This window comes from Streptomyces sp. NPDC004266, from assembly GCF_042874095.1.
Taxonomy (GTDB): Bacteria; Actinomycetota; Actinomycetes; order Streptomycetales; family Streptomycetaceae; genus Streptomyces.
The window spans coordinates 54,473-75,561 of the sequence record NZ_JBIAMM010000011.1; the positions used below are offsets into that span (position 1 = coordinate 54,473).

Here is a 21,089-nt window from a genome sequence, read left to right on the forward strand (position 1 = left end):
GGAGATCAGGTGCCCGTCCTCCGCCGTCGTTCAGCCCTTGTGCGTCCGGCTCAGCCGGAGATCTCCTTGCGGCCCGCGCCGACGCCGATGGCGATCTTGCGGGGCTTGGCGCGCTCGGCGATCGGGATGCGCAGGGTGAGCACGCCTGCCTCGTAGTCGGCCTGGATGCGCTCGGTGTCCAGCGTGTCGGCCAGCACGATCTGGCGCGAGAAGACTCCCAGCGGACGCTCCGACAGTTCCATCTGCACGTCGTCGGCCTTCGCCACGGGCCGGCGCTCGGCCTTGACGGTGAGCATGTTCCGTTCGACGTCGATGTCGATCGCGTCGGGAGCGACGCCGGGAACGTCGAAGGCCACCACGTACTCGTCACCCTCGCGGTAGGCGTCCATGGGCATCGGGGACGGTCGCGTCCAGGTTCCCGGACCCATCACCTGCTGTGCCAGCCGGTCGAGCTCGCGGAAGGGGTCAGTGCGCATCAACATCGAAGAACACCTCCAGAGGTTCGGGCAGTTGCTGCCAATGCGCCTCACTGAAACCGTTGTAACATGTCATCCAATGGATGACAAGTGAGGAAGTCATCCAGAGGATGACCACCGAGGGAGATGCCCATGACCACGGCCGACCGACCGGAACAGTCCGGCGACGACGCGCAGAGCCCGGCGTCGTTCCTCGCCGCCGCGGCGGCTCTCCGGGCCATAGACGAGGCCCTGCAGGCCGCTCGGCACACGGCCCCCCGCGGCGGCGAGACCCCTGCCGTCGGCACGGACCAGGCCCTGGCCTCGCTGCTGCTGCTGCGGCAGGTGCGCGAGGAGCTCGCCGGATGGGAGACCGGCTTGATCGAGACCGCCCGCCACGCGGGCGCCAGCTGGGCCGACCTCGCCCACCCCCTCGGCGTCGCCAGCCGCCAGGCCGCCGAGCGCCGCTACCTGCGCAACCGGCCCGGACCGGTGGGAACGACCGGCGAGCAACGCGTCCAGGCCACCCGCGAGCGCCGCGCGGCCGAGCGCACCACCGCCACCTGGGCCCGGCGCAACGCGGCGGACCTGCGCAGCATCGCCGGCCGGATCACCGCCCTCACCGACCTGCCGACAGCGGCCGAAGTGCCGCTGAGCCGACTCCACACGGCCCTCGCCCACAACGACCCAGCGGAGCTCGTCGACCCCCTCGCCGCCACCCGCCCCCATCTGACCGCCCATCCCGAACTGGCGGCGCGGCTCGACGGTCTGACGCCCCCTTGAACCCGCCGGGGCCCACCTCGCGCGGGGCCCCGACGGGGTCCGGGAGGGCTCGGGTGCGGATCTTCTCCACAGGATCGCGACAGGGTCATCGCATCCGCCTCACGAAGGCGAGGAGTAAGGAGGGATCGAGGGGTGAGGAGCACACCACACCCGCTTCCGACGCACGAAGCCGGAGAACCTCATGTTTCAGTCGCCCCCCGCGGTGAAGACCTTCACGCGGAGCATGTCCATGGACCTGCTCACCCCGGACACCACGGTCCGGATCAACACCACTCTCGGCTACACCTCCCGCAATCCCCATGCGCTGAGCATCACCTTCCATCTCCTGGATCCCGATCCCGTCGTCTGGCACCTGGACCGGGAGATGATCGTCATCGGCTCGCTCGCGCCGACCGGTGACGGGGAGGTCCATCTGCGGCCCGCCGCCGACGGCATGCTGCTGCTCCGGCTCGGTCCCGCCGGGCACCGCGCCGACGTCCTGGTGGACGCGAACCGGCTGACCGCCGTGGTGCGGGAGACGTTCGCCCTGGTCCCCCAGGGCACGGAGGAGCACCACATCGACTGGCGCCCCCTGCTCGCCTCGCTCGGGCGCTGACCGCCGACCGGTGCCGGTCCCCGATCCGGCCGACGGTACGACCCCTGGGCCGTCCGGAAGAAGACGGCCGTCATCCGCTTGTCCCACGAGGTCGGAGTCGGGCAGGACGTCGTCCGGGATCCCGTGGTCGCGGCCCCGGGCAGGTCCGCGGTACGGCGGGGCCCGAAGCGCGCCGGGGCGTGGAGCGATGAGTTTCAGGCGCCTCGGCGGTCCACCCCGCATGGAGAACACCACACGCACGGAGCCCATCGACCTGGGGGCGGCCGCCGAGCGCGTCGCCCGGCTCGCGGAGGGCATCGACGACGAGCGGCTCGACGATCCGACGCCCTGCCCCGAGTACGCGGTACGGGAGGTGCTCGCCCATGTCGCCGGGCTCAGCGTCGCCTTCCGCGACGCGGCCCGCAAGCACGTCGGGCCCACCACCGCCACGCCGCCCGGCTCGTTCCGTCCGGTGCTGACGGAGGACTGGCGGACGGCCCTGCCGCGGGCGCTGGGCGAACTGGCCGCCGCCTGGCGGGAGCCGGGCGCCTGGGAAGGGGACACCCAGGCGGGCGGGGTCCGCCTCCCGGCCGCCGTCATGGGCCGGGTCGCGCTCGACGAACTGCTGGTCCACGGCTGGGACCTGGCACGGGCGAGCGGTCAGGCGTACGAGGTGAGCGAGGAGGAACTCAGGGTCTCCGAAGCCCTGCTGACCCCGGCCGACGACTCCTCCGACGAGGGCTTCTTCGGCCCCGTCGTCGCGGTGCCGGACACCGCGCCCCTGTTGGACCGCGTGATCGGCCTCAGCGGCCGTCGGCCCGACTGGCGTCCGGCCCCGTCCTGACCCGGAAGACGGGTCCCGGGCCGGGCGCCCCTCCGGCGGGCCGCGCGTCGAAGGCCGTGGCGCGCGGCCGTTCGCCCTGGCGTCAATGCTCCTCACCGGAGTCACGGTGGACTTGGTGGAAGGTTCTACGCGCGTCGGAATCGGCGCCCTCATGGGGGAAGACACCAGGGGGGATCCGCCTGGTTGGAGCTATGGCACAACCGTCGAGTAGGGGGCGAAATATGCCTCTGGCCAGGAGAGAATTCCGGACGCACTGTCCAAAAAGATCAAGAGGGAAGATCCGTGCGACCGAGAATCTCCGGCATGACCGCTTCAGTGGCCGCATTCGGACTGCTGAGCTCACTCGCCACCGCCTGCGGCTCGTCCGAGAGCGCCGGGACGACGCTGCGCCTGGTGGCCCCCGAGTACGGGGACAGCCCGGCGACCAGCTCCAAGGCGTACTGGGACAAGCTGACCGCCGCCTTCACCGCCGCCCACCCCGGCAAGAAGGTCGAGGTGACGCTCTACCCGTGGGCCGACGTCGACCGTGAGGTCACCCGCATGGTCAAGGAGGACAACGCACCGGACGTCGCTCTGATGGGCGCGTACTCCGACTTCGCCGCGGAGGGCCGCCTCTACCCCGCCGACGAACTGCTGTCGATCAGGGCGGAGGCGAACTTCCTGCGGCCGCTCGCGGCGGCGGGCTCGGTCGACAACACCCTGTACGGGCTGCCCTTCGTGGCCAGCAGCCGGCTGCTCTTCTACAACAAGGAGCTGTTCGACAAGGCCGGGGCCAAGCCGCCCAAGACCTGGTCGGACCTGAAAGAGGCGGCCGAGGCCCTGAAGAAGCAGGGCGTGCTCTATCCGTACGCCCTGCCGCTCGGCCCCGAGGAGGCGCACGCCGAAGCCCTGATCTGGGAGCTGAGCAACGGCGGCGGGTACACCGACATCAGCGGCCAGTACGCCATCGCCTCCGAGCAGAACACGGCGACGTTCCGCTGGATCAAGGACAACCTGGTCGTGCCCGGCCTGACGGGCCCGGTCCCGCCGGCCAAGCTCGACCGGCAGGACGCCTTCGACGCCTTCCTCCGCGGCGACGTCGGCATGGTCAACGGCTACCCGTCGCTCCTCCACGAGGCGAGGGCCAAGGGGATGAGGGTCGGCACCCTGAGCATGCCGGTGTCGGACACGCTGGAGGACGGGAGGACCCCGCCGGCGGCGGGCGTCGCCGACTGGATGATGGCCTTCAAGCGGGACGGCAACCGCGAACTCGTGGGCTCGTTCCTGGACTTCGTCTACGAGGACAAGAACCTCAGCGAGTTCGCGGGGCGCTACCACCTGTTGCCGTCGACGGTGTCCGCCGCCGAGGCGTCCCAGGGCGCGCAGGCCGATCCCGCCACCGAGCAGTTCCTGGACGCGCTGAACAGCGCGCAGCTCTACCCGGTCGATGAACCGTCCTGGCTGCAGATCAGCAACACCATCAAGCGGAACATCGGCAAGGCCGTCGCGCCGTCCGCCGACCCGAAGACCGTGCTGGAGGACATCGCCCAGCAGGCCCGGGAGGCCACGCGGCAGGAGTAGCGGCTCAGGGAAGCGGCGTCCCGCCCGTGGCGTTCACGATCTCCCCGGTGATGTAGCTCGCCCGGGGCGAGGCCAGGAAGACGTACGCGGGAGCCATCTCCGCCGGCTGGGCCGGACGTCCCAGCGGCGACTGTTCGCCGAAGTGCTTCGTCTCCGGCATCGTCGCGGGGATCAGCGGGGTCCACACCGGCCCGGGGGCGACCGCGTTGACCCGGATGCCGCGTTCCGCGACCATCTGGGCGAGGCCGTGGGTGAAGGAGATGATGGCCGACTTCGTCATCGCGTAGTCGAGGAGATGGGGGCTGGGCTGGTAACCCTGGACGGACGTGGTGTTGATGACGCATCCGCCGCGCGGCATGTGGGCCAGCGCCCGTCGGGTGAGCCAGAACATGCCGTACAGGTTGGTCTTCATCACCCGGTCGAACTGCTCCGTGGTGATCGCCTCGATGCCGTCGGGCTGTGACATCTGGTACGCGGCGTTGTTGACGAGGAGGTCGACGCGGCCGAGTTCGCCGACGGCGCGGTCGATCAGGTCGGCGCACTGCCGCTCGTCCCGGACGTCGCACGGCACGGCGACCGCGGTGCGGCCCGCTGCGCGGACCAGGCGGGCGGTCTCCTCGGCGTCGGCCTCCTCCTCGGGCAGATGCGTGAACACGACGTCCGCGCCTTCCCGTGCGAACGCCAGGCACACGGCCCTGCCGATCCCGGAGTCGCCCCCGGTGACGATCGCCGCCCTGTCGGTCAGCAGGCCGTGGCCCTCGTAGGAGTCCTCGCCGTGGTCGGGCCGCGGCTCCATGTCCTCGGTCGAGCCGGGGTGCCGCTGGTGCTGGTCGGGCTGGGGCGGAGCGGGGTGGCGGGTGGTGGGGTCGGCGGGGGCTCGCCGGTCGGACATCGCAGGTCCCTTCGTGCGGTCGTGCGCACGGGGCCGCGAGCGGCACCGTGCGCGGTCGTGGTCTCGGGCTCCAGGTCAGGAGGAGGGGTACGGAGCGCTCCGGAGGAGCCGGGCGAGGTGGGCGGTGTTGGCGGCGAGGGTCGCCGTCGTGGCCTCGGTCTTCTCGGGGGTCTTCTCCAGGTCCTGGTAGTCCGTGCCCTGCATGGCTTCGCCGACCCAGTAGGTGACGGCGTTGGGGGCGAGGGAGAAGCCCACGTCGTCGAGGCCCTGGAAGAGGTCCGCGCTGACCTTGTGGGCGCCGTCCTCGTTGCCGACGACGCAGACGGCGGCGACCTTCCCGTAGGTGAGCATGCGGCCCTCGTCGTCGGACTCCGAGAGCTCGGCGTCCAGGCGTTCGAGGACCCGCTGGGCCACGCTGGAGGGATGCCCGAGCCAGATCGGGGTGGACAGGATCAGGATGTCGGCGTCCAGGACGGCGGAGCGGATGGCCGGCCACTCGTCGCCCTCGCCCATGTCGGTCTTCACGCCGGGCTTCACGTCGTGGTCGGCGATCCTGATGGCCCTCCCCGTGACTCCGTGGCCGGAGAGCTCGTCCAGCACCTGCTCCGCCAGCAGCTGGGAGCTGGAGGGAGCGGGCGAAGGGGACAGCGTGCACACGAGCGCGACGGCACGGAGCGGGGCCTTGTCGTTGGCAGTCATATCCCCCGGCTACCCGCAGGACGCGGACGAATCCTCCGTATCCCCCGCCAATGCCCCGTACGGCTGCACGCGGCCCTCGCGAAGGCCGTCACCCGGGCCGCGGGGTGGTGCGCAGCAGGAGCACGGCGATGTCGTCGGTGTAGTGGGCGGTGGGCCGGGCCCGGTGCAGGAGCGTGTCGATCAGCCGGTCGAGGTCCTGTCCGCCGTGCTCGGCGAGGTGGACGGCCAGGTCTCCGGCCATCCGCTCCGGATCCACACCGGGCGCTTCGACGAGGCCGTCGGTGTAGAAGGCGAGCGTCGCTCCGGGGCCGAGGGGCAGCGTGGTGACGGGGTAGGAGAGGCCGGGGTCGATGCCCAGCAGCGGACCGGGGTCGAGTTCCACCGCGCGGGCCTGTCGGCCGGGGATGTGCAGCAGCGGGGGCGGGTGGCCCGCGCTGGCCAGGACGGCCTCCTGACGGGCGAGGTCGATGTGCGCGTACGTGCAGGAGACGAGGAGATCGGTCTCGAGGTCGGCCAGGACGTGGTTGGTCCGGGCGAGGACCTGCCCGGGCGGCCCTCCGGCGGTGGCGTGGATGGCGGTGCGGACCTGCCCCATGAGGGCGGCGGCCGCCGCGCTGTGGCCCTGGACGTCGCCGATCACCGCCGCGGCGGTGGTGCCGTCGAGGCGGATGACGTCGTAGAAGTCGCCTCCGATGTCCATCCCGTGGCTGGCGGGGAGGTAGCGGGCCGCCGTGGCCAGGCCGGGCAGGGAGGGCAGCCGGTGCGGCAGGAGGGCCTGCTGCAGGCCGTGGGCGAGGTCCCGGGCGGCGTCGTAGAGACGGGCGCGGTCCAGGGCCTGGGCGATCAGGCCGGCGAGGGAGGTCAGCACGGCCCGCTCGTCGGCGCTGAACTCGTGGGGCCGGTCGTAGGAGAGGATGCAGCAGCCGACGGGCCGGCCCGAGACGATCAGCGGCAGGAACGCCCATGCCTGCTTGCCACTGATCCGTGGCGCCCGGGGGTGGCGTCGCGCCATCTCCTCCTGGTCGGCGAAGAACGACGGGGCCCCGTCGGCCAGGGCCTGTCCGGCGGGGGTGAGATCCGTGTCGAGGGGGAGGCCGTCCAGCCGGTCGATCGTCTCCTGGTCGTATCCGTGGTGTCCGGTGATCTTGAGTCGTCCGGCGTCGGCCGCGGACAGCACCAGACCGTCGGCGCCGAAGGCGGGCAGCACCTGGTCGGAGACGAGCTCGACGACGTCGCGGACGGCGACCGTCTCGGTCAGGGCCGCCGCCAGGTGAACCAGCTGGTAGAGGCGTCCGACCTGCGCCGTACCGGAGGAGGTGGAGGCGGAGGGGGCGGGCCGGGGCGCGGCGGCGGCCTGGGGCCTGCCGGGCGCGGTCGCGTCGGCGCGGGTGATGCGGACGCTGATGCCGCTGGCGTCCGGGTAGAGCTGGAAGCGCAGCCAGGTCGACGGGGGGCGCAGGGACGCGAAGGCGACGGGATCACGGCTGATGACGGCGGTGCGGTAGCAGTCCTCGGCCACCGTGTCGTCCAGCCAGGGCAGGGACTGCCAGGGGCGGGTGCCGAGCAGTCGCCCGGCTTCGAGGCCGAGCAGCGACGCCGCCTCGGCGGTGAGGAAGGTGATCCTGCCCTCCAGGTCCAAGCCGAGGGCTCCCTCGGGCAGGCGCTCGGCGTAGTCCGCGGCGGCCCGGGACGGCCGGTCTCCGTACGGGCGGGCGGGCGGGGCGAGCGGAACGAGGCGGGGCTGCTCGGGAAGGGAGAGCGGCACGGTGACCTCGTCCAGGACGCGGGCCGTGCGCCGGGCGGCGGAGGCGATGTGGCCGCGCTCGCGGCGGGAGGCCTCGGCGGGGTGGCTGGCGGGCCAGAGGAGGAGGAGCGCTCCCCGGCAGCGGTCGCGCCCGGCCAGCGGGGCCGCGGCGAGGGCGAAGCGGTACGGCAGGCTGGCGGCCGCTCGGGGGTAGGTGCGGGCCATGTCGTTCTGCGAGCCCACCCACACCAGGCGGTTCTCGCGGACCGCGTCGCTCACCGGGACGGGCGCGTTCAGCGACACTCTCCGCCACGGCCACGCGACTTCCAGGGGCACGCCGCAGAGCGTCGTCATGGCCAGGATCCGGGCGGCCTCGTCGAGCAGGTAGACGGCCCCGGCGGAGGCCCCGGTGCGCCGGACCGTGTCGGCCAGCGTCTCGTCGAGCAGTCTGGTCCCGTCCGGATCCTCGGGCCCGTCCATCCGCCGCACCTCGCCTCCTCCGCCCGTACCCCGCGACGTCTCCGAGCGGTTGCGCGGGTGCCGACCGTCACGACCGTCGGGCGGACGGGGACGTCCCGACACGCCCGTATACCGACCATACGCCGGATGCGTCCCCTCACCAGGTCACGCCTCCCGGTCATCGCCCGGCACCAGGCCCGCGGGCCGGCGCCCGGCACCGGCGGCCCGGCGCTTCCCCGCGTCGGGCGGGGTCGGCCGCGGAAGCGTCGGGAGGCAGTCGATCTCGTACCGGGCCTCCGCGGGGTGACGGAAGAACGCGTGGCGGGCGACCTGGTGGTGGTTGCGCCGCCCGTGCCGGGAGCGGGTCAGGCAACCGGCACCCTCCAGATCGCTCACGACGGCCCGCACGGCCCGTTCGGTCACGCCGCACCCCGCGGCGAGATCCCGCAGGCGCGCCTCGGGGTCGCGCGGGATCATGACCAGCACCCGGGCGTGGTGGGCCAGGAACGTCCGGCTCGTCCGCGGCGCACGCCGCTCCGACAGGTACCCATCACGAACCGCGATTCCCGTTTTGCGATGCCTGTTTCCGCCTTCCGTCACCGGGACGCCGGGGGTCGCCCAGGACTCGGGAGCGCTCAGGACTCGGGGGGCGGGAGCAGGGGGCCGAGAGGGCCCAGGTCCAGATTGAGGTCCTCCAGGCTGAAGCCGTGCTGGGCGCACAGCTCGGTCATGCGGTCGTGGAGGGCCAGCAGGGTCGCGCCGAGTTCCTCTTCCTGGCCCTCGGTGAGGCCGCCTGCGTCGACACGGCGCAAGGCCTGGCGCTCGATGAGCTGACGGAGGAGCTCGACCACGGTCAGGACCAGCTTGACCAGGTCCTCCTCGACCGTGTCCGAGCCGGTGCGGATCCGCCGCGCGGGCGGCTGCCGGGTAGTGCCGGCGTCGGCCGGCGGGGCGGGCAGGAGCCGTACGGCGTCGGCCATCGCCTCGCCGACGGCCCGCACGTCGGGGGTCTCACGGCCCATCGAGCTCACCCCCGACCCGCCCTGCCGGGCGCGGGGCTGCGAGGTCGCCGACCGATTCGCTGACGGAGCTGACGAGGGCGCGGAGGGAGATCCGCACGAGGTCGATGTCCGCGATGGACAGGACGATGTCGCCGGTGATGACGACGCCTCCGGCGAGCAGCCGGTCGAGGAGGTCGACGAGCGCGACCTGTCGGCCCGGCAGGGCGGGGTCGTGGCGGTCAGCGGGGCTCATGACCGGGACCGGGCGGCGGGGGCTCAAGGGGCGGGGCTTCGGCGTCCGGGGCTTCGGGGATCGGAGCTTCGGAGGCCAGGGCTTCAGGGGTCGGGAGAAGGGCGGTGAACGAGTACGGGGCCCAGGGACCGGTCATTTCCAGCAGGATTCCGGGGAGGTCCTCCGCCGTGGCCTGGACCGCCCTGCGGAAGGCGTCGGCTTCGGCGTCGGGCACCAGGAAGGCGCCGTTGACCACGTTCTCCCCGGCCGAGGCGGCGGTCAGCGGGCCGCTCTGCGGTGGATGGGCGACGTGGTCGGCCGCGTACCGCCGGGCGATCTCGGCTATCCGGTCGGCCGCGGTCCTGGCCTGCCGGTAGTGGTCCTCGTGGGCGTCGCGCTGGGCTCGGCGGGCCTGGAGGTAGGCCTTGCCGGGGCTGCCGGAGGGCGCCGTCTCCGCGCTGTCCGGGGCGGCGGCGGGGCGTACGTAGATCTTGACGCCGTACTCGGTGTGGGCGGCGAGCCGGGCCAGCTGGGTGGCGAACTCCTGGCTCTGGCTCTGCAGGGCCCGCATGGCGCGGGTGTGGTCCTGGTAGAGGGTGGCCATGCGCAGGGGCAGGACGGTGGTGCGGGCGGCGAGGGTCTCGATGACCCGGTGGTGGGCGCGCGCGGTCTCCTCCAGCCAGCGCAGGTCCTCGAAGCGGGCGGGGAGCACCGCTTCCTCGAAGTCGGCGCGGGGGACGTCGCTGACGGCGAAGGCGACGGGCCCGGTGCCGTCGGGGACGGGGGCGAGGAGGGTGACCCGGCTGCCGGCCACCCCGGTCAGGGTGGGCAGGACGTCGTCCAGGGCGGGCGTCGGGGGTGTGACGGCGTAGACGTAGGTGAGCGTCTCCTTGGCGGGTCCGTTCATGTCCCGGTCCTCCGCTTCGTCGCACGGCGGGCCGGCGGGGCCTCGTCCTCGGTCCCCTCCTCGGTGCCGACCGCGTCGGGGGCCGGTTCGGAGCCGGTCGTGAGCCCGTCGCGGCGCAGTCGCGCGATCTCCTCCCGCAGGCGCCGGTTCTCGGCGGCGAGCGAGGCGGCGTCGTCCTGGGGGGAGGCGTCCAGGCGGGAGGAGTCGCGGCGGGACGGATCGTGGCGGGAGGAGAGGGACGGATCGTACTCCCACCAGTCGATGCCCATCTCCTTGGCCTTGTCCACGGAGGCGATCAGGATGCGCAGTTTGATGGTGAGGAGTTCGATGTCGAGCAGGTTGATGCGGATGTCGCCGGCGATGACGATGCCCTTGTCCAGGACCCGCTCAAGGATGTCGGCGAGACTGCCCGAGGAGCTCGGCGGATAGCCGGCCATCGGTCGATCGGCGCCGAACCTGCGGGCGAGGGGGTCGGTCACGAAGGTTCGCCTCCCACTGTCTGCCGTCGAGCTCGATTCGGGGTCGTCCGGTCAGGGGCCGCCCCTGCGGTACCTCTCGATCTCCTGGAGGCGGTCGATCAGGAGGTCCTCCTCGTGCTCGAAGGTCTCCTCGTCGATCTCGCCCGCCAGCAGCCGCCGTTCCAGTTCGGCGAGCCGGGCCATGACCGGTGCCGGGTCGTAGTACTCGGCCTCCGCCTCCTCCGCGACGCGCTGGGCGACCCACACCGCCCCGCGGACCGGGGCCAGCGGCAAGGTGACGAGTTTCCCCAGCAGTCCCATCGCGCTCACTTCTCCCTCGCTTCCTCCGCCCGGGCGCCGACGTGCCCTACGACATGAAGCTGTAGGGGGGCAGCGGCCCGGTCAGCCGGACCTCGACGCCGTCGCCGCGGTTCCCCGTGCGCTCGTCGAGGGCCTTCAGAGCCCCTTCGTCGTCCCGCCGCACGAGCAGGGACAGGGCGAGGAAGTCGTCGCCGCCGACGGGGTGGACGACGTACTCCCGCCCCAGCGGCGCCAGGGAGGAGAGCAGCGCCTCGGCCGCGTTCGCACGGCGCTGTTCGACCTCTTCGGCGACCATGCGCCCCAGCTCCACGGGCAGCCGGGGGTCCTCGGAGCCCTGGCGGATCGCGTCGTTGAGCTGACGCGCCTCGGGCAGGTCCTCGAGGATCTCCCGGAGCAGGAGGTCCTCCGCCCGGGAGGCCCTCACGTGGTACTCGGCGCAATCGGCGACGCGCTCCAGCGCCGCACTGTAGAAGTCCTCCTTCTCTTCGAGCGCCCGCACGACGGCGTCCTCGTCGGGGGCGGTGTAGCCGAACCGCAACGGCAGCGGGGTGCCGTCCTCCATCAACCGCTCCTGGACCGCCTGGTGGGCGGCCACGTCCCGTCGCTTCGGACGGATCTCTCCCTCGATGTCGCTCACCACGGCGCGCAGCCCGTCCGTGGACAGGACCCGCACCGTCGCTCCCTCGGAGCCCACCCCCGTCATTCCCTCGACCCGGCAGGGGTGCTCGCGCGTGGTCACCGCGTAGACGTAGACGGCCATAGTCATTCCCTCTCGCGCCGCGCCGTCCGCCGCGCCGGCTTCCGGCGTCGAGGAGCCTCCTGCTCCTCCTGCTCCTCGTCGTCCTCGTCCTCGTCCCCCCGGCCGGACAGCGACTGGGTGACGGCCTCCATCGCGCCGCTGAGGGCGCCCTTGGCCTTGCCCCGGCTACCGCCCTCGACCATCTTGTCCATCATGTCCGGAAGCTGCGTGGGCGCCTTGCGGCCGGATTCCAGGTCGAGGCGGTTGCACGCCTCCGCGAAGCGGAGGTACGTGTCGACACTGGCCACGACCACCCGGACGTCGATCTTGAGGATCTCGATTCCGACCAGGGAGACGCGTACGAACGCGTCGATGACCAGCCCGCGGTCGAGGATGAGCTCCAGGACGTCGTAGAGGCTGCCCGTACCGCCTTGGCCACCGCGACCGGGACTTCCGCTCGCTCCCTGCGGCATCACCGTCATGACGTTTCCCTTCGCGGTCCGGCCGCCTCAGCGGCCGGGCCGGTCGATCATGCCCCGGCTGTACCGCCGGGTGCGTTCGTAGGAGATCAGCTCGCCGGACGCGTCCAGCTCGACCCGGTAGCTGCCCATGACGCTGGTGGTCTCCGGGACGCGTTCGAGCTCGACCACCTCCACCACCGCCTCCCAGCCCTCGTCCGTGGGCTTCAGGGAGGTCACCGACTCCGGGGGCCTGCCGAGCAGTTCCGAGAGCTGCTCGGCCGCGGCCCGCAGCGCCGCCGCCGCGCCCTGCCTGCGGGAGGCCGCCTTGCGCGCGGGCCTGGTGGACCGCGGCGTGTCGTCGTCCCGTGCGGGACGGCGTCGCCGACGTTCTGGGTCCGGTGTGGTCATCTGATTCCTTCGTGAATCGGACTTCCCTTCGCCCCACGCGTCTCCCCCGGGGCCTCCACCCCCATTCCACCTCAAGAGAATTTTCTTCGCATACCCCCGCATATCCGGCGCGGTGTCGAGCACCCACCAGATGAGGCCCCGAGCGTCGGGGCCGGCCGTCACCTGACGTCGGCCACCCATCACCTGGGAAGGACGAGGCTGATGGAGGACACGACCAAGATCGCCCTGGCAGCCGCCGTTGCGGGAGGCTACATACTGGGGCGGGCGAAGAAGGGCCGCATGGCCCTGTCGCTCGCGACCTACATCGCGGGCCGCAAACTCGATCTCCAGCCCGGGCAGCTCGTGGCACAGGGGCTGCGGAAAATCGGGGAGATGCCCCAGACCGCCGAGCTCGGCCAGCAGCTCCGGGGCGAAGCGCTCCAAGCAGGCCGCAAGGCCCTCACCGCAGCCGCCAACCGTCAGCTCTCCGGCCTCGCCGACTCCATCCACCAGCGCACGCTCGACCTCGGTCGTCGCGGCGAGGAGTCCGACGAGGAGGACGAGGCGTACGAGGAGGAGCCGTACGAGGACGAGGACGAGGAACTCGACGAGGAGCCCTACGAGGAGGACGAGGAGGCGGGCCCGGACGAGGCACGGGGCGAGGAGGAGGAAGAGGAAGAGGAAGAGGAACCCTACGACGAGGAGGAGGAGCCGGAGGAAGAGGACGAGGAGGACCGGGAGCCCGAGGACGAGGAGGAGGAGGAGGACGAGACACCCCCTGAGCGGTCTCGCCGCGAGAGCTCACGGACGTCCACGACGGGCCGCGGCTCCCCCGCCCGCCGCTCGGCGCCCCGCAAGAGCACCGCGAAGAAGCCGGAGCCGGCGACCGCCAGGAAGACAGCGGCGAAGAAGACCGCGTCGGCCGGGAGCCGGGGCACCGCCAAGAAGAGCGCGCCGGCGAAGAAGACCACGGCTTCGCGCGGAGGCGGCACGGCGAAGAAGGCGCCGGCGAAGAAGACCGCCTCCTCCGGAAGCCGCACCGCGGCGAAGAAGACCACGTCGTCCCGGCCCCCCGCCAAGAAGGCGGCGGCAAAGAAGACCCCGGCGAAGAAGACCACCGCGCGCAAGCCGGCGGGCGGCAACGCCGGGAAGACCACGGCGGCGAAGAAGACGACGGCGCGCAAGCCGTCTACGCGGAGGTAGCGCCATGGCCAGCGATCGTGAACGCTCGGCGTCGAACTCCTCCTCCCCCATGGACCAGCTGTTCGACGAAGTCGGCGAATACCTGCGGGCGCAGGCGGACCGCCTGGCCGACAAGGCCGTGGACAAAGTGGAGGACCTCACCGGCCAGCTCTCCGAGGTGGCGGAGAACGGGGGATCCCTCGCCGGTCTCGGAGGCCGTCTCCTCAAGGGCGACTCGCCCCTGAAGGCCGTCGCGGGCACCACCTTCGACAGCGTCAAGGACAAGGTCAAGGACATCGGCGGCGGACTGCTCGGCAAGAAGGGAGGCAGGTCCCGCAAGAGCGGATCCAAGCCGACGCACATCTGCGAGTCGATCGACATCGGCGTCCCGCTGCGCACCGCGTACGACCAGTGGACGCAGTACGAGGACTTCAGCACGTTCGCCAAGGGCGTGCGCAGTGTCTCCCAGGGCGACGACACCACCTCCGACTGGAAGGTCAAGGTGGGTCCCTCCACGCGCAGCTGGAAGGCCAGCGTCCAGGAGCAGGTACCGGACGAACGCATCATGTGGAGCTCCGACGGCCCCAAGGGCACCACACGGGGATGTGTCAGCTTCCACGAACTGGCTCCGGCCCTCACCCGTGTGCTCGTGATCGTCGAGTACTACCCCTCCGGCCTCTTCGAGAAGACGGGCAACATCTGGCGCGCCCAGGGGAGGCGGCTGCGCCTGGATCTCAAGCACTTCGCCCGTCACGTGACCCTCTCCCAGGATGAGCCGGACGGCTGGCGGGGCGAGATCCGCGACGGCGAGGTGGTGCGCAGCCACGAGGAGGTCGTCGAGGAGGAGGAAGCCTTGCAGGACCAGGACCAGGACCAGGACCAGGAGCAGGACCAGGACGAGGACCAGGACCAGGACGAGGACCAGGAGCAGGACGAGGAGGAGTCCTCTCAGGACCAGCCGGAGGAGTACGAGGACGAGGAGTACGACGACGAGGAGGAGGGCGACGAGGAAGCGGGGAACGACGGCGAGGACGAAGGGGAAGACGAGTACGAGGACGAGGACGAAGGAGAGGGCGAGTACGAGGACGAGGGGGACTGGGACGAGGAAGAGGATCGCTCCGGCAGTCGGACGAGGCGCTGAGGCGAGACGAGGCGCTAGGCGAGAAAAGAACAAGAAAGGAGGCTGCCGTCCTTCGAGGACGGCAGCCTCCTTCGTCGACGCCTCGGCCGGGCATTCAGTGCTTCATCGTGTCCTTGGCCTTCTGCCCTGCCTGCTTGGCGTCCGCGGCCGCCTGTTCGGCCCTGCCCTTCATCTCCATGCTCTCGTTGCCGACGGCCTTGCCGGTGGCCTCCTTCACCTTGCCCTTCATTCCCTTGCCGACGTTCTTGGCCTTCTTGCCAGTGGCCATTTCCGTTCACCTCCGACATCTTGTCGTCTTCCCCGACCTCCCCGACTCAGGACGCCCCCAGGGGCGACCACGCCTCCAGCCGCAGCCGTCTCGGCAGCAGGGCCCACAACGTGGTGCGCACCATTCGGCCGGCCATCCACCGCCCGCCACGAGCCGTCATCCGCATCCCCCACCACGACGCCCGCACGGCGCCGCGGCACGCCACGGCGTGGGGCGTCCAGTGGGCGAGCCCGCGGCGACGGCCCCACGTCCGGCGATGCCACTTCCGGCCCACGGCGGTCCTCAGGAGTGTCGTCTGCCGGCCACCAGCCGGTAGAGGAGCAGGAGGATGACGGATCCGACGATGGCGGCGATCCAGGTGGAGAGCTCGAAGAAGCCGTCGATGGAGTCGACACCGAAAATGACCTTTCCGAGCCACCCTCCCAGAAGGGCGCCGGCGATTCCGATCAGTATCGTCACGATGCAGCCGCCGGGGTCCCTGCCCGGCATCAAGGCTTTCGCGATGATTCCGGCGAGCAGACCCAGCAGAATCCAGCCGATGATTCCCATGGGGTTCCTTTGTCAGGGCACCAATCTTCTGTAATCCGTCTGCGCAGCCCAGCCGATGCCAAACATGGAAGCCACATAAATCTGAAGCGTCGACGAGTACCGAAACCCCAGGTGGCGGCGGCCTCCGGCCGGAGCGGGGCCGGCCCGGCCCCCTGGCGGGACGTCCCTCGGTCGGGCCGCGCGGGTGCCGCTCCCGAGGAGGGCCATGGCGCCGGACGCCGGGGCGAGAAATGTGACCCAGGTCACAGAGGATTCCTGTCAGGAATCGGCGCGCTGTTCCGCTCAAGTCACGGAAGCAAGCGAACCGACGGGAGCATCACATGAAGCACCGCATCGTCGTCCTCGGAGCCGGGTACGCCGGGGCCTACGCGGCCGGGAACCTGGCACGGCGGCTGTCCCCCGCGGACACCGAGATCACCGTGGTCAACGCCGTGCCGGAGTTCGTCCAGCGGCTGCGGCTGCACCAGCTCGCGGCCGGACAGGAGATCGCGGCGCCGAAGCTCGCCGACGTCTTCGCGGGGACCGGGGTACGGCTGCGCGTGGCCCGGGTCACCGCGATCGACCCCGACCGCCGGGCCGTCACCGTGGCCGACGCCGACGGCGGCGGCGAGCTCGGCTACGACACGCTCGTCCACGCGCTCGGCAGCCACGGCGACGACCACCGCGTCCCCGGCGTGGCCGAACACGCCTTCGACGTCGGTTCACGGCCCTCGGCGCTGCGGCTGCGCGCACGCCTGGACGGCCTGTGCGGGCGGGAGGAGGGCGGGAACGTCCTGGTCGTCGGCGACGGGCTGACCGGCATCGAGACGGCCACCGAGATCGCCGAGTCCCGCCCCGGCCTGTCGGTCACGCTGGTCGCCCGCGGCGAGCTGGGCGCCCGGCTCTCCGCCGGAGCCCGCGACCACCTGCGCCGGGCCTGCGACCGGCTCGGCGTCACCGTCCTGGAGCACGCCGAGGTCGAAGCCGTCGAGGCCACGCGGGCGCTGTGCGCCGACGGCGCCGTCCTGGCGTCCGACGCGACCGTGTGGACGGCCGGATTCGCGGTCGGCCCCCTCGCGGCCGCCGGCGGGCTCGAGGTCACCGGGGACGGCCGGATCGTCGTCGACCGCGCCATGCGGTCGGTCTCGCACCCGGACGTCCACGCCGTCGGTGACGGCGCCCACGCCGTCGGCGACAACGGCCGGCCGCTGCCGATGTCCTGCGCCTCGGCGGGCTTCACCGCCATGCAGGCCACGGCCGCGATCATGGGACGCCTGACGGGCCGCAGGGTCGCGCACACGAAGCTGGAGTACGCGGGCAACCACATCAGCCTCGGGCGCCGGGACGGGATCCTGCAGCTGGTCGACGACGAGGGGCTGGCGAAGCCGGGGTACCTGGGCGGTCGGAAGGCCGCGCGGTTCAAGGCGGGCGTCCTCGGGATGTCCCTCTGGACCACCTCGCACCCGACCTTCGGCCTGCCCAGGCGCAGGCACCGCCTCGTCGCCGCGCCGGACCCGTCCGGCGAGAAGGCGTTCGCGTAGCCGCCCGGGACGGTCTCCATGGACAGCACCGCCACGGACCGCTTCGACACCGGCCGCTTCGAGGCCGGCCGCGCGCGACTGGCCTCGCTGGCGTACCGGCTCCTCGGCTCCGCCGCCGACGCGGAGGACGTCGTGCAGGACGCGTTCCTGCACTGGCAGGCCGCCGACCGGCGGCGGATCCAGGTGCCGGAGGCGTGGTTGACCAAGGTCGTCACGCACCTGTGCCTGGACCGGCTCCGCTCGGCACGGGCCCGTCGCGAACGGGCCGTCGGCGCCTGGCTGCCCGAACCGCTCCTCGACGGCGACCCGATGCTCGGCCCGGCCGACACCTTCGAGCAGCGCGAATCGGTGTCCCTCGCCGTGCTGACGCTCATGGAGCGCCTGTCGCCCCTGGAGCGGGCGGTCTACCTCCTGCGTGAGGCGTTCTCGTACAGCCACGCCGAGATCGCCGGGATCCTGGACGTCACCGAGTCCGCGAGCCAGCAGCACCTGCACCGGGCCCGGAGCCGGATCACCGCCGCGCGCCGCCGCGGCGGCGCCGACGAGGTCGACCCGGCGTCGGCGCGCAGGATCGTCGAGGAGTTCCTCGACGCCGCCTCCTCGGGCCGCACCGAACGCCTCGTCGCGCTGCTCACCGACGACGTGACCGCGGTCTCCGACGGCGCGGGCCTGACCGAGAGGCTGCTGCGGTACGACACCCCGCGGCGCGTCGCCGCCGTCGCACGGGCCGGCTTCAGACCCACTCCCGCGAAGCGGCGGCTCGCGGGCGGTACCCCCTCCGTCCACCACGCGCTCGTCAACGGTGCTCCCGCCCTGCTCTTCGTCCTCGGCGACCGGGTGATCGGCTGCGTCACCTTCGACGTCGTCGGCGGCAGGATCGCGACCGTGCGCGGCATCGCCGCGCCCGCCCGTCTCGCCCGCCTCGGCGAGGCCTGGGGGCGGCGCGCACCGGACGCGCCGCTCCTCGCCCGGTGGTGACCGGCCCCGCCGCCCCGTGGAACGTCAGACGGTCCCGGTGGCGGCCGGGGCCCGCAGGGCGTCGGCGATGCCTCGGGCCAGGAACGGGATCCGGTGCGCGGGCACGCCCGCGATGTTGACGCGGCCCGCGGTCGTGCCGTAGATGCCGGACCGGCGGCGCATCCGGAGCATCCCCTCGGGGGTGAGGGGCAGCATCGAGAACATGCCCTTCTGGCGCCCGAGGGCCCTCGCCGCCTCCTCGTGGCCGAGGGCGCCCAGGTGGGCGACGAGGTCCGTCCGGTTGGCCGTGATGCGGTGGCGCATCGCGTCGAGTTCGGCGAGCCAGGCGGCCTTCAGCCGCTCGTCCTCCAGGACGGTGGCGACCACGGCGGCGCCGTGGTCGGGCGGCATGGAGTAGAGGGTGCGGGCGGCGTTCTGGAGGGCGGTCTCCACGTGCCGGAGCGCCCGCGCCGAGGAGCCGACGACGACGGCGCAGCCGGTGCGGTCGCTGTAGAGGCCGAAGTTCTTGGAGCAGCTGACGGCGATCAGCACCTCCGGGAGGCGTTCGGCCAGCATCCGGGTGGGCCGCAGGTCGGCGTCGAGGCCGTCGCCGAGGCCGTGGTAGGCGAGGTCGACGAAGGGGACCCAGCCGTTCGTCGCGGCGAGGCCGGCGAGCTCCTCCCAGGTCTCGGGGGAGGGATCCACCCCGGTGGGGTTGTGGCAGCAGCCCTGCAGCAGGACCACGTCGCCGGGTCCCGCCCCGCGAAGGTCCTCGAGGAGTCCCGTGGCGTCGAGCCACCGGTAGGTGCGGACGGTGAGGCCCGCGCCTTCGAGGATGGGGCGGTGGTTGACGTACGCGGGGTCGCTGATCCACACGGTGGTGCCGGGGCGCGTCTGCCGCACGAGGTCGGCGAGGAGGCGCAGGGCGCCGGTTCCGGCCACGGTCTGGACGGCCGTCGCCCGCGCGATGAGGGCCTCGGTGCCGAGGACGGTGGTGAGCATGGCCCGGTTGAAGGCGGTGTTGCCCGACAGGCCGAGGTACTCCTTGGAGCCGGAGCGTTCCGCCAGGCGCATCTCGGCCTCCTTGACCGCCGCCATGACGGGGGTGACCCCGGTGTGGTCGCGGTAGACGCCGAGGACGAGGTCGAGTCGCTCGGGTCGCGGGTCGGCGGCGTACTCGGCGGTCAGGTCCCAGAGCGGGTCGGCGGGCGGGGCGGGGAGGAGCTCAAGCATCGGCGGAGACCTCGGTTCGGGGGCGTCGGCGGCCGTTGGCGAGCGCGACGCCGAGGGTGATGAGGGGGACGCCGACCGCGACGGGCAGGGTCGGCGACTCGTCGAGGAGGGGCATGGCGAGCAGGACGACGGCGACCGGGCTGAGGCTGCCGACGACGGAGCTGCGCTCCGGGCCGAGCCTGCGGATGGCGAACGCGTACATCAGCCCGGCGCAGAGGCCGACGCCCAGGCCCTGGACGACGAGGAAGAGCGCGATGTCGCCGCCGGCCGCGTGGGCGAGGCCGGTGGGCAGGACGCCGGTCAGCGCCAGCAGCGCGATGACGGCGAAGGAGGGCAGGCAGAGCAGGCCGATGGACCCGATCGGGTCGAGGTCCACCTCGCGCAGGCCCACGGTGTAGAGGGCCCACAGGCCGCTGGCGACGAGCAGCGTGCCCGTCCCGAGCAGGACGTCCGCGTCGAGGGCCGCGGTGTGACGCCAGACCAGGGCCACGACGCCGGCCACGATGAGGGCGAGGCCGGCCGCCTGGGTGCCGCGCGGGGCGCTCTTGCCGCCCGCGACCATGAGGGCGGAGACGAACAGCGGGACCATGCCGGGCACGATCGCCCCGACGAACGCGGCGGAGGTCAGCGAGCCGCCGTACATGGCGGCGAGGAAGAACGGGACCCCCGCCCCACAGACGATCTTGGCCGCGGGGGCGAGCCGGACGGCGGCCAGTCGGCGCCTGCGCCGCCACAGGGCGGGCGCCAGGACCACCAGGGGCACGCCGAAGCGCAGCAGCGCGGCGTCCGCGGGCAGCAGCGTGGAGGCGCTCAGGGCGCGGGCGCTGAGCGCGAAGGCGGCCCAGATCGCCACGGTGAGGAGCAGGGCGAGCATGCCCACGGCCTGTGGGGAGGGTCCTTGGAGCCGGCCGGTACGGGGCCCCTCGTCGTGCCCGTGGGGCGGAGTGCGCGTGTCCCGCGCCTCCTCCGTCGTCGCCCCCACCGTTCGTGTTGCGGCCACCGGCCGTTCCTCCCTCTCGAAGCCGTGCGGGCGGAGCCGATGCCCGGCTCACCCCCAGGAAGCAACGCTAGGGCTTCGGGCGGGGCAGGCGATTGCCAGTTATGCCCCTCAGGCATAGCGTGGGGGCAGAATCTGCCAAGTTCCGTAAAGGAGAGTCGATGGACGCCGTGGACTTCCAGATCGTCCATGAGCTGCAGTCGGACGGCCGCCTGTCGAACCAGGACCTCGCCGACCGGATCAGGCTGTCCCCCTCCCCCTGTCTGCGCCGGGTGCGCCGGCTGGAGGAGTCGGGGCTGATCGGCGGCTACACGGCCACCGTCGACCAGGTCGCCTTCGGGCTGCCGATCACCGTCTTCGTACGGATCCGCCTGGAGCGGCACACGGCCGAGGCGGTGAACGTGTTCGAGCAGCACGTCGGCCTCATCGACCACATCCAGGACTGCTATCTGATGGCCGGCAGCAGCGACTACCTGCTCAGGGTGGTGATCGAGAGCCTGGAGGCGTACGAGGCGCTCGTCCGCACCCGGATCCACGCCATCCCGGGCATCGCGTCGATCGAGTCGAGCTTCGCCTTCGGCAGCGTCAAGCAGTCCAGGGTCTATCCGCGTCCGGGCGCCCCGTCGAAACGGGGCATCGAGGCGCGGTGATCCATGTCGTCGCCACGGGATCTTCAGCAGGCCGCGGCGGAGCCCGTAGCGTTGCCGTGACGAGCCGGGCACGGTG

General features: G+C 72.4%; 26 protein-coding genes. 9 read left to right on the top strand and 17 right to left on the bottom strand.

Translation table 11 applies throughout. From position 1 onward, the window contains the following. Positions 1-50: 50 nt before the first annotated feature. Positions 51-482: an Hsp20/alpha crystallin family protein gene (locus tag ACFYUZ_RS25135; RefSeq protein ID WP_389312756.1), complete on the bottom strand. Its 432-nt coding sequence runs from the start codon at positions 480-482 to the stop codon at positions 51-53. A gap of 126 nt (positions 483-608) precedes the next feature. Between ACFYUZ_RS25135 and ACFYUZ_RS25140 the strand changes: the two genes are divergently transcribed. From ACFYUZ_RS25140 to ACFYUZ_RS25155, 4 genes are all read left to right on the top strand, one after another. Further along, on the top strand, positions 609-1,238 hold the full coding sequence (locus ACFYUZ_RS25140; RefSeq protein ID WP_389312758.1) for a type III effector protein: 630 nt from the start codon (positions 609-611) through the stop codon (positions 1,236-1,238). A 181-nt stretch (positions 1,239-1,419) separates the two neighbouring features. Then, positions 1,420-1,833 (top strand): SsgA family sporulation/cell division regulator, encoded by a 414-nt coding sequence (locus ACFYUZ_RS25145; protein ID WP_389312760.1) that lies wholly within the window; start codon positions 1,420-1,422, stop codon positions 1,831-1,833. 220 nt (positions 1,834-2,053) lie between these two features. Continuing rightward, a complete protein-coding gene (locus ACFYUZ_RS25150) occupies positions 2,054-2,656 on the top strand; it encodes a TIGR03086 family metal-binding protein (RefSeq protein ID WP_389312762.1) in 603 nt (200 codons plus the stop codon). Between the two features lie 303 nt (positions 2,657-2,959). Continuing rightward, positions 2,960-4,216 carry an extracellular solute-binding protein gene (locus ACFYUZ_RS25155; protein ID WP_389312764.1) on the top strand — a complete coding sequence of 419 codons (1,257 nt, stop codon included), beginning with the start codon at positions 2,960-2,962 and terminating at the stop codon, positions 4,214-4,216. A 4-nt stretch (positions 4,217-4,220) separates the two neighbouring features. Here the strand turns inward: ACFYUZ_RS25155 and ACFYUZ_RS25160 are convergent, their stop codons facing one another. The 12 genes from ACFYUZ_RS25160 to gvpO all read right to left on the bottom strand — a co-directional run bounded on the left by ACFYUZ_RS25160 (position 4,221) and on the right by gvpO (position 12,537). After that, positions 4,221-5,108: an SDR family oxidoreductase gene (locus ACFYUZ_RS25160; RefSeq protein ID WP_389312766.1), complete on the bottom strand. Its 888-nt coding sequence runs from the start codon at positions 5,106-5,108 to the stop codon at positions 4,221-4,223. 75 nt (positions 5,109-5,183) lie between these two features. Next, entirely contained in the window at positions 5,184-5,807 is a 624-nt protein-coding gene (locus ACFYUZ_RS25165; RefSeq protein WP_389312767.1) for a flavodoxin family protein, read from the bottom strand. Positions 5,808-5,895: 88 nt separating this feature from the next. Further along, positions 5,896-8,031: a SpoIIE family protein phosphatase gene (locus tag ACFYUZ_RS25170; RefSeq protein WP_389312769.1), complete on the bottom strand. Its 2,136-nt coding sequence runs from the start codon at positions 8,029-8,031 to the stop codon at positions 5,896-5,898. 144 nt (positions 8,032-8,175) lie between these two features. Further along, complete coding sequence (locus ACFYUZ_RS25175; protein ID WP_389312771.1) at positions 8,176-8,487, bottom strand: MarR family transcriptional regulator; 312 nt, start codon at positions 8,485-8,487, stop codon at positions 8,176-8,178. Between the two features lie 158 nt (positions 8,488-8,645). Next, entirely contained in the window at positions 8,646-9,032 is a 387-nt protein-coding gene (locus ACFYUZ_RS25180; protein ID WP_389312773.1) for a gas vesicle protein K, read from the bottom strand. Further along, positions 9,022-9,264 (bottom strand): gas vesicle protein, encoded by a 243-nt coding sequence (locus tag ACFYUZ_RS25185; protein ID WP_389312775.1) that lies wholly within the window; start codon positions 9,262-9,264, stop codon positions 9,022-9,024. The genes ACFYUZ_RS25180 and ACFYUZ_RS25185 overlap by 11 nt, the downstream gene beginning before the upstream one ends. After that, a complete protein-coding gene (locus ACFYUZ_RS25190; protein WP_389312777.1) occupies positions 9,251-10,150 on the bottom strand; it encodes a GvpL/GvpF family gas vesicle protein in 900 nt (299 codons plus the stop codon). Before ACFYUZ_RS25190 ends, ACFYUZ_RS25185 begins: the two co-directional genes overlap by 14 nt. Next, a complete protein-coding gene (locus ACFYUZ_RS25195; RefSeq protein ID WP_389312779.1) occupies positions 10,147-10,629 on the bottom strand; it encodes a gas vesicle protein in 483 nt (160 codons plus the stop codon). The genes ACFYUZ_RS25190 and ACFYUZ_RS25195 overlap by 4 nt, the downstream gene beginning before the upstream one ends. Before the next feature lie 51 nt (positions 10,630-10,680). After that, positions 10,681-10,929 carry a gas vesicle protein GvpG gene (locus tag ACFYUZ_RS25200; RefSeq protein WP_389313176.1) on the bottom strand — a complete coding sequence of 83 codons (249 nt, stop codon included), beginning with the start codon at positions 10,927-10,929 and terminating at the stop codon, positions 10,681-10,683. Between the two features lie 46 nt (positions 10,930-10,975). Then, entirely contained in the window at positions 10,976-11,689 is a 714-nt protein-coding gene (locus ACFYUZ_RS25205; protein ID WP_389312781.1) for a GvpL/GvpF family gas vesicle protein, read from the bottom strand. Positions 11,690-11,691: 2 nt separating this feature from the next. Then, the gene (locus ACFYUZ_RS25210; protein ID WP_389312783.1) at positions 11,692-12,150 is read right to left on the bottom strand and encodes a gas vesicle structural protein GvpA; all 459 of its coding nucleotides are present in this window, start codon (positions 12,148-12,150) and stop codon (positions 11,692-11,694) included. A 27-nt stretch (positions 12,151-12,177) separates the two neighbouring features. Then, positions 12,178-12,537, bottom strand: coding sequence for a gas vesicle protein GvpO (gene gvpO / locus ACFYUZ_RS25215; protein ID WP_389312785.1), 360 nt, complete (start codon positions 12,535-12,537; stop codon positions 12,178-12,180). Positions 12,538-12,738: 201 nt separating this feature from the next. Between gvpO and ACFYUZ_RS25220 the strand changes: the two genes are divergently transcribed. Continuing rightward, entirely contained in the window at positions 12,739-13,719 is a 981-nt protein-coding gene (locus tag ACFYUZ_RS25220) for a histone protein (protein WP_389312787.1), read from the top strand. A gap of 4 nt (positions 13,720-13,723) precedes the next feature. Then, entirely contained in the window at positions 13,724-14,839 is a 1,116-nt protein-coding gene (locus ACFYUZ_RS25225) for an SRPBCC family protein (protein ID WP_389312789.1), read from the top strand. 94 nt (positions 14,840-14,933) lie between these two features. On the opposite strand, the gene ACFYUZ_RS25230 is transcribed toward ACFYUZ_RS25225, so the two are convergent. After that, entirely contained in the window at positions 14,934-15,107 is a 174-nt protein-coding gene (locus tag ACFYUZ_RS25230) for a CsbD family protein (protein WP_389312791.1), read from the bottom strand. 282 nt (positions 15,108-15,389) lie between these two features. Continuing rightward, the gene (locus tag ACFYUZ_RS25235; RefSeq protein WP_190155997.1) at positions 15,390-15,656 is read right to left on the bottom strand and encodes a GlsB/YeaQ/YmgE family stress response membrane protein; all 267 of its coding nucleotides are present in this window, start codon (positions 15,654-15,656) and stop codon (positions 15,390-15,392) included. A gap of 320 nt (positions 15,657-15,976) precedes the next feature. Between ACFYUZ_RS25235 and ACFYUZ_RS25240 the strand changes: the two genes are divergently transcribed. Together ACFYUZ_RS25240 and ACFYUZ_RS25245 are read left to right on the top strand one after the other, a co-directional pair. Then, entirely contained in the window at positions 15,977-17,176 is a 1,200-nt protein-coding gene (locus tag ACFYUZ_RS25240) for an NAD(P)/FAD-dependent oxidoreductase (RefSeq protein WP_389312792.1), read from the top strand. Positions 17,177-17,194: 18 nt separating this feature from the next. Next, a complete protein-coding gene (locus ACFYUZ_RS25245; protein WP_389312794.1) occupies positions 17,195-18,154 on the top strand; it encodes a sigma-70 family RNA polymerase sigma factor in 960 nt (319 codons plus the stop codon). A 24-nt stretch (positions 18,155-18,178) separates the two neighbouring features. On the opposite strand, the gene ACFYUZ_RS25250 is transcribed toward ACFYUZ_RS25245, so the two are convergent. Together ACFYUZ_RS25250 and ACFYUZ_RS25255 are read right to left on the bottom strand one after the other, a co-directional pair. Then, positions 18,179-19,366: an aromatic amino acid transaminase gene (locus ACFYUZ_RS25250; protein WP_389312796.1), complete on the bottom strand. Its 1,188-nt coding sequence runs from the start codon at positions 19,364-19,366 to the stop codon at positions 18,179-18,181. Continuing rightward, complete coding sequence (locus ACFYUZ_RS25255) at positions 19,359-20,366, bottom strand: DMT family transporter (protein ID WP_389312798.1); 1,008 nt, start codon at positions 20,364-20,366, stop codon at positions 19,359-19,361. The genes ACFYUZ_RS25250 and ACFYUZ_RS25255 overlap by 8 nt, the downstream gene beginning before the upstream one ends. 158 nt (positions 20,367-20,524) lie before the next feature. Between ACFYUZ_RS25255 and ACFYUZ_RS25260 the strand changes: the two genes are divergently transcribed. Further along, positions 20,525-21,013: an Lrp/AsnC family transcriptional regulator gene (locus ACFYUZ_RS25260; RefSeq protein WP_389312799.1), complete on the top strand. Its 489-nt coding sequence runs from the start codon at positions 20,525-20,527 to the stop codon at positions 21,011-21,013. The last annotated feature ends 76 nt before the right edge of the window (positions 21,014-21,089 follow it).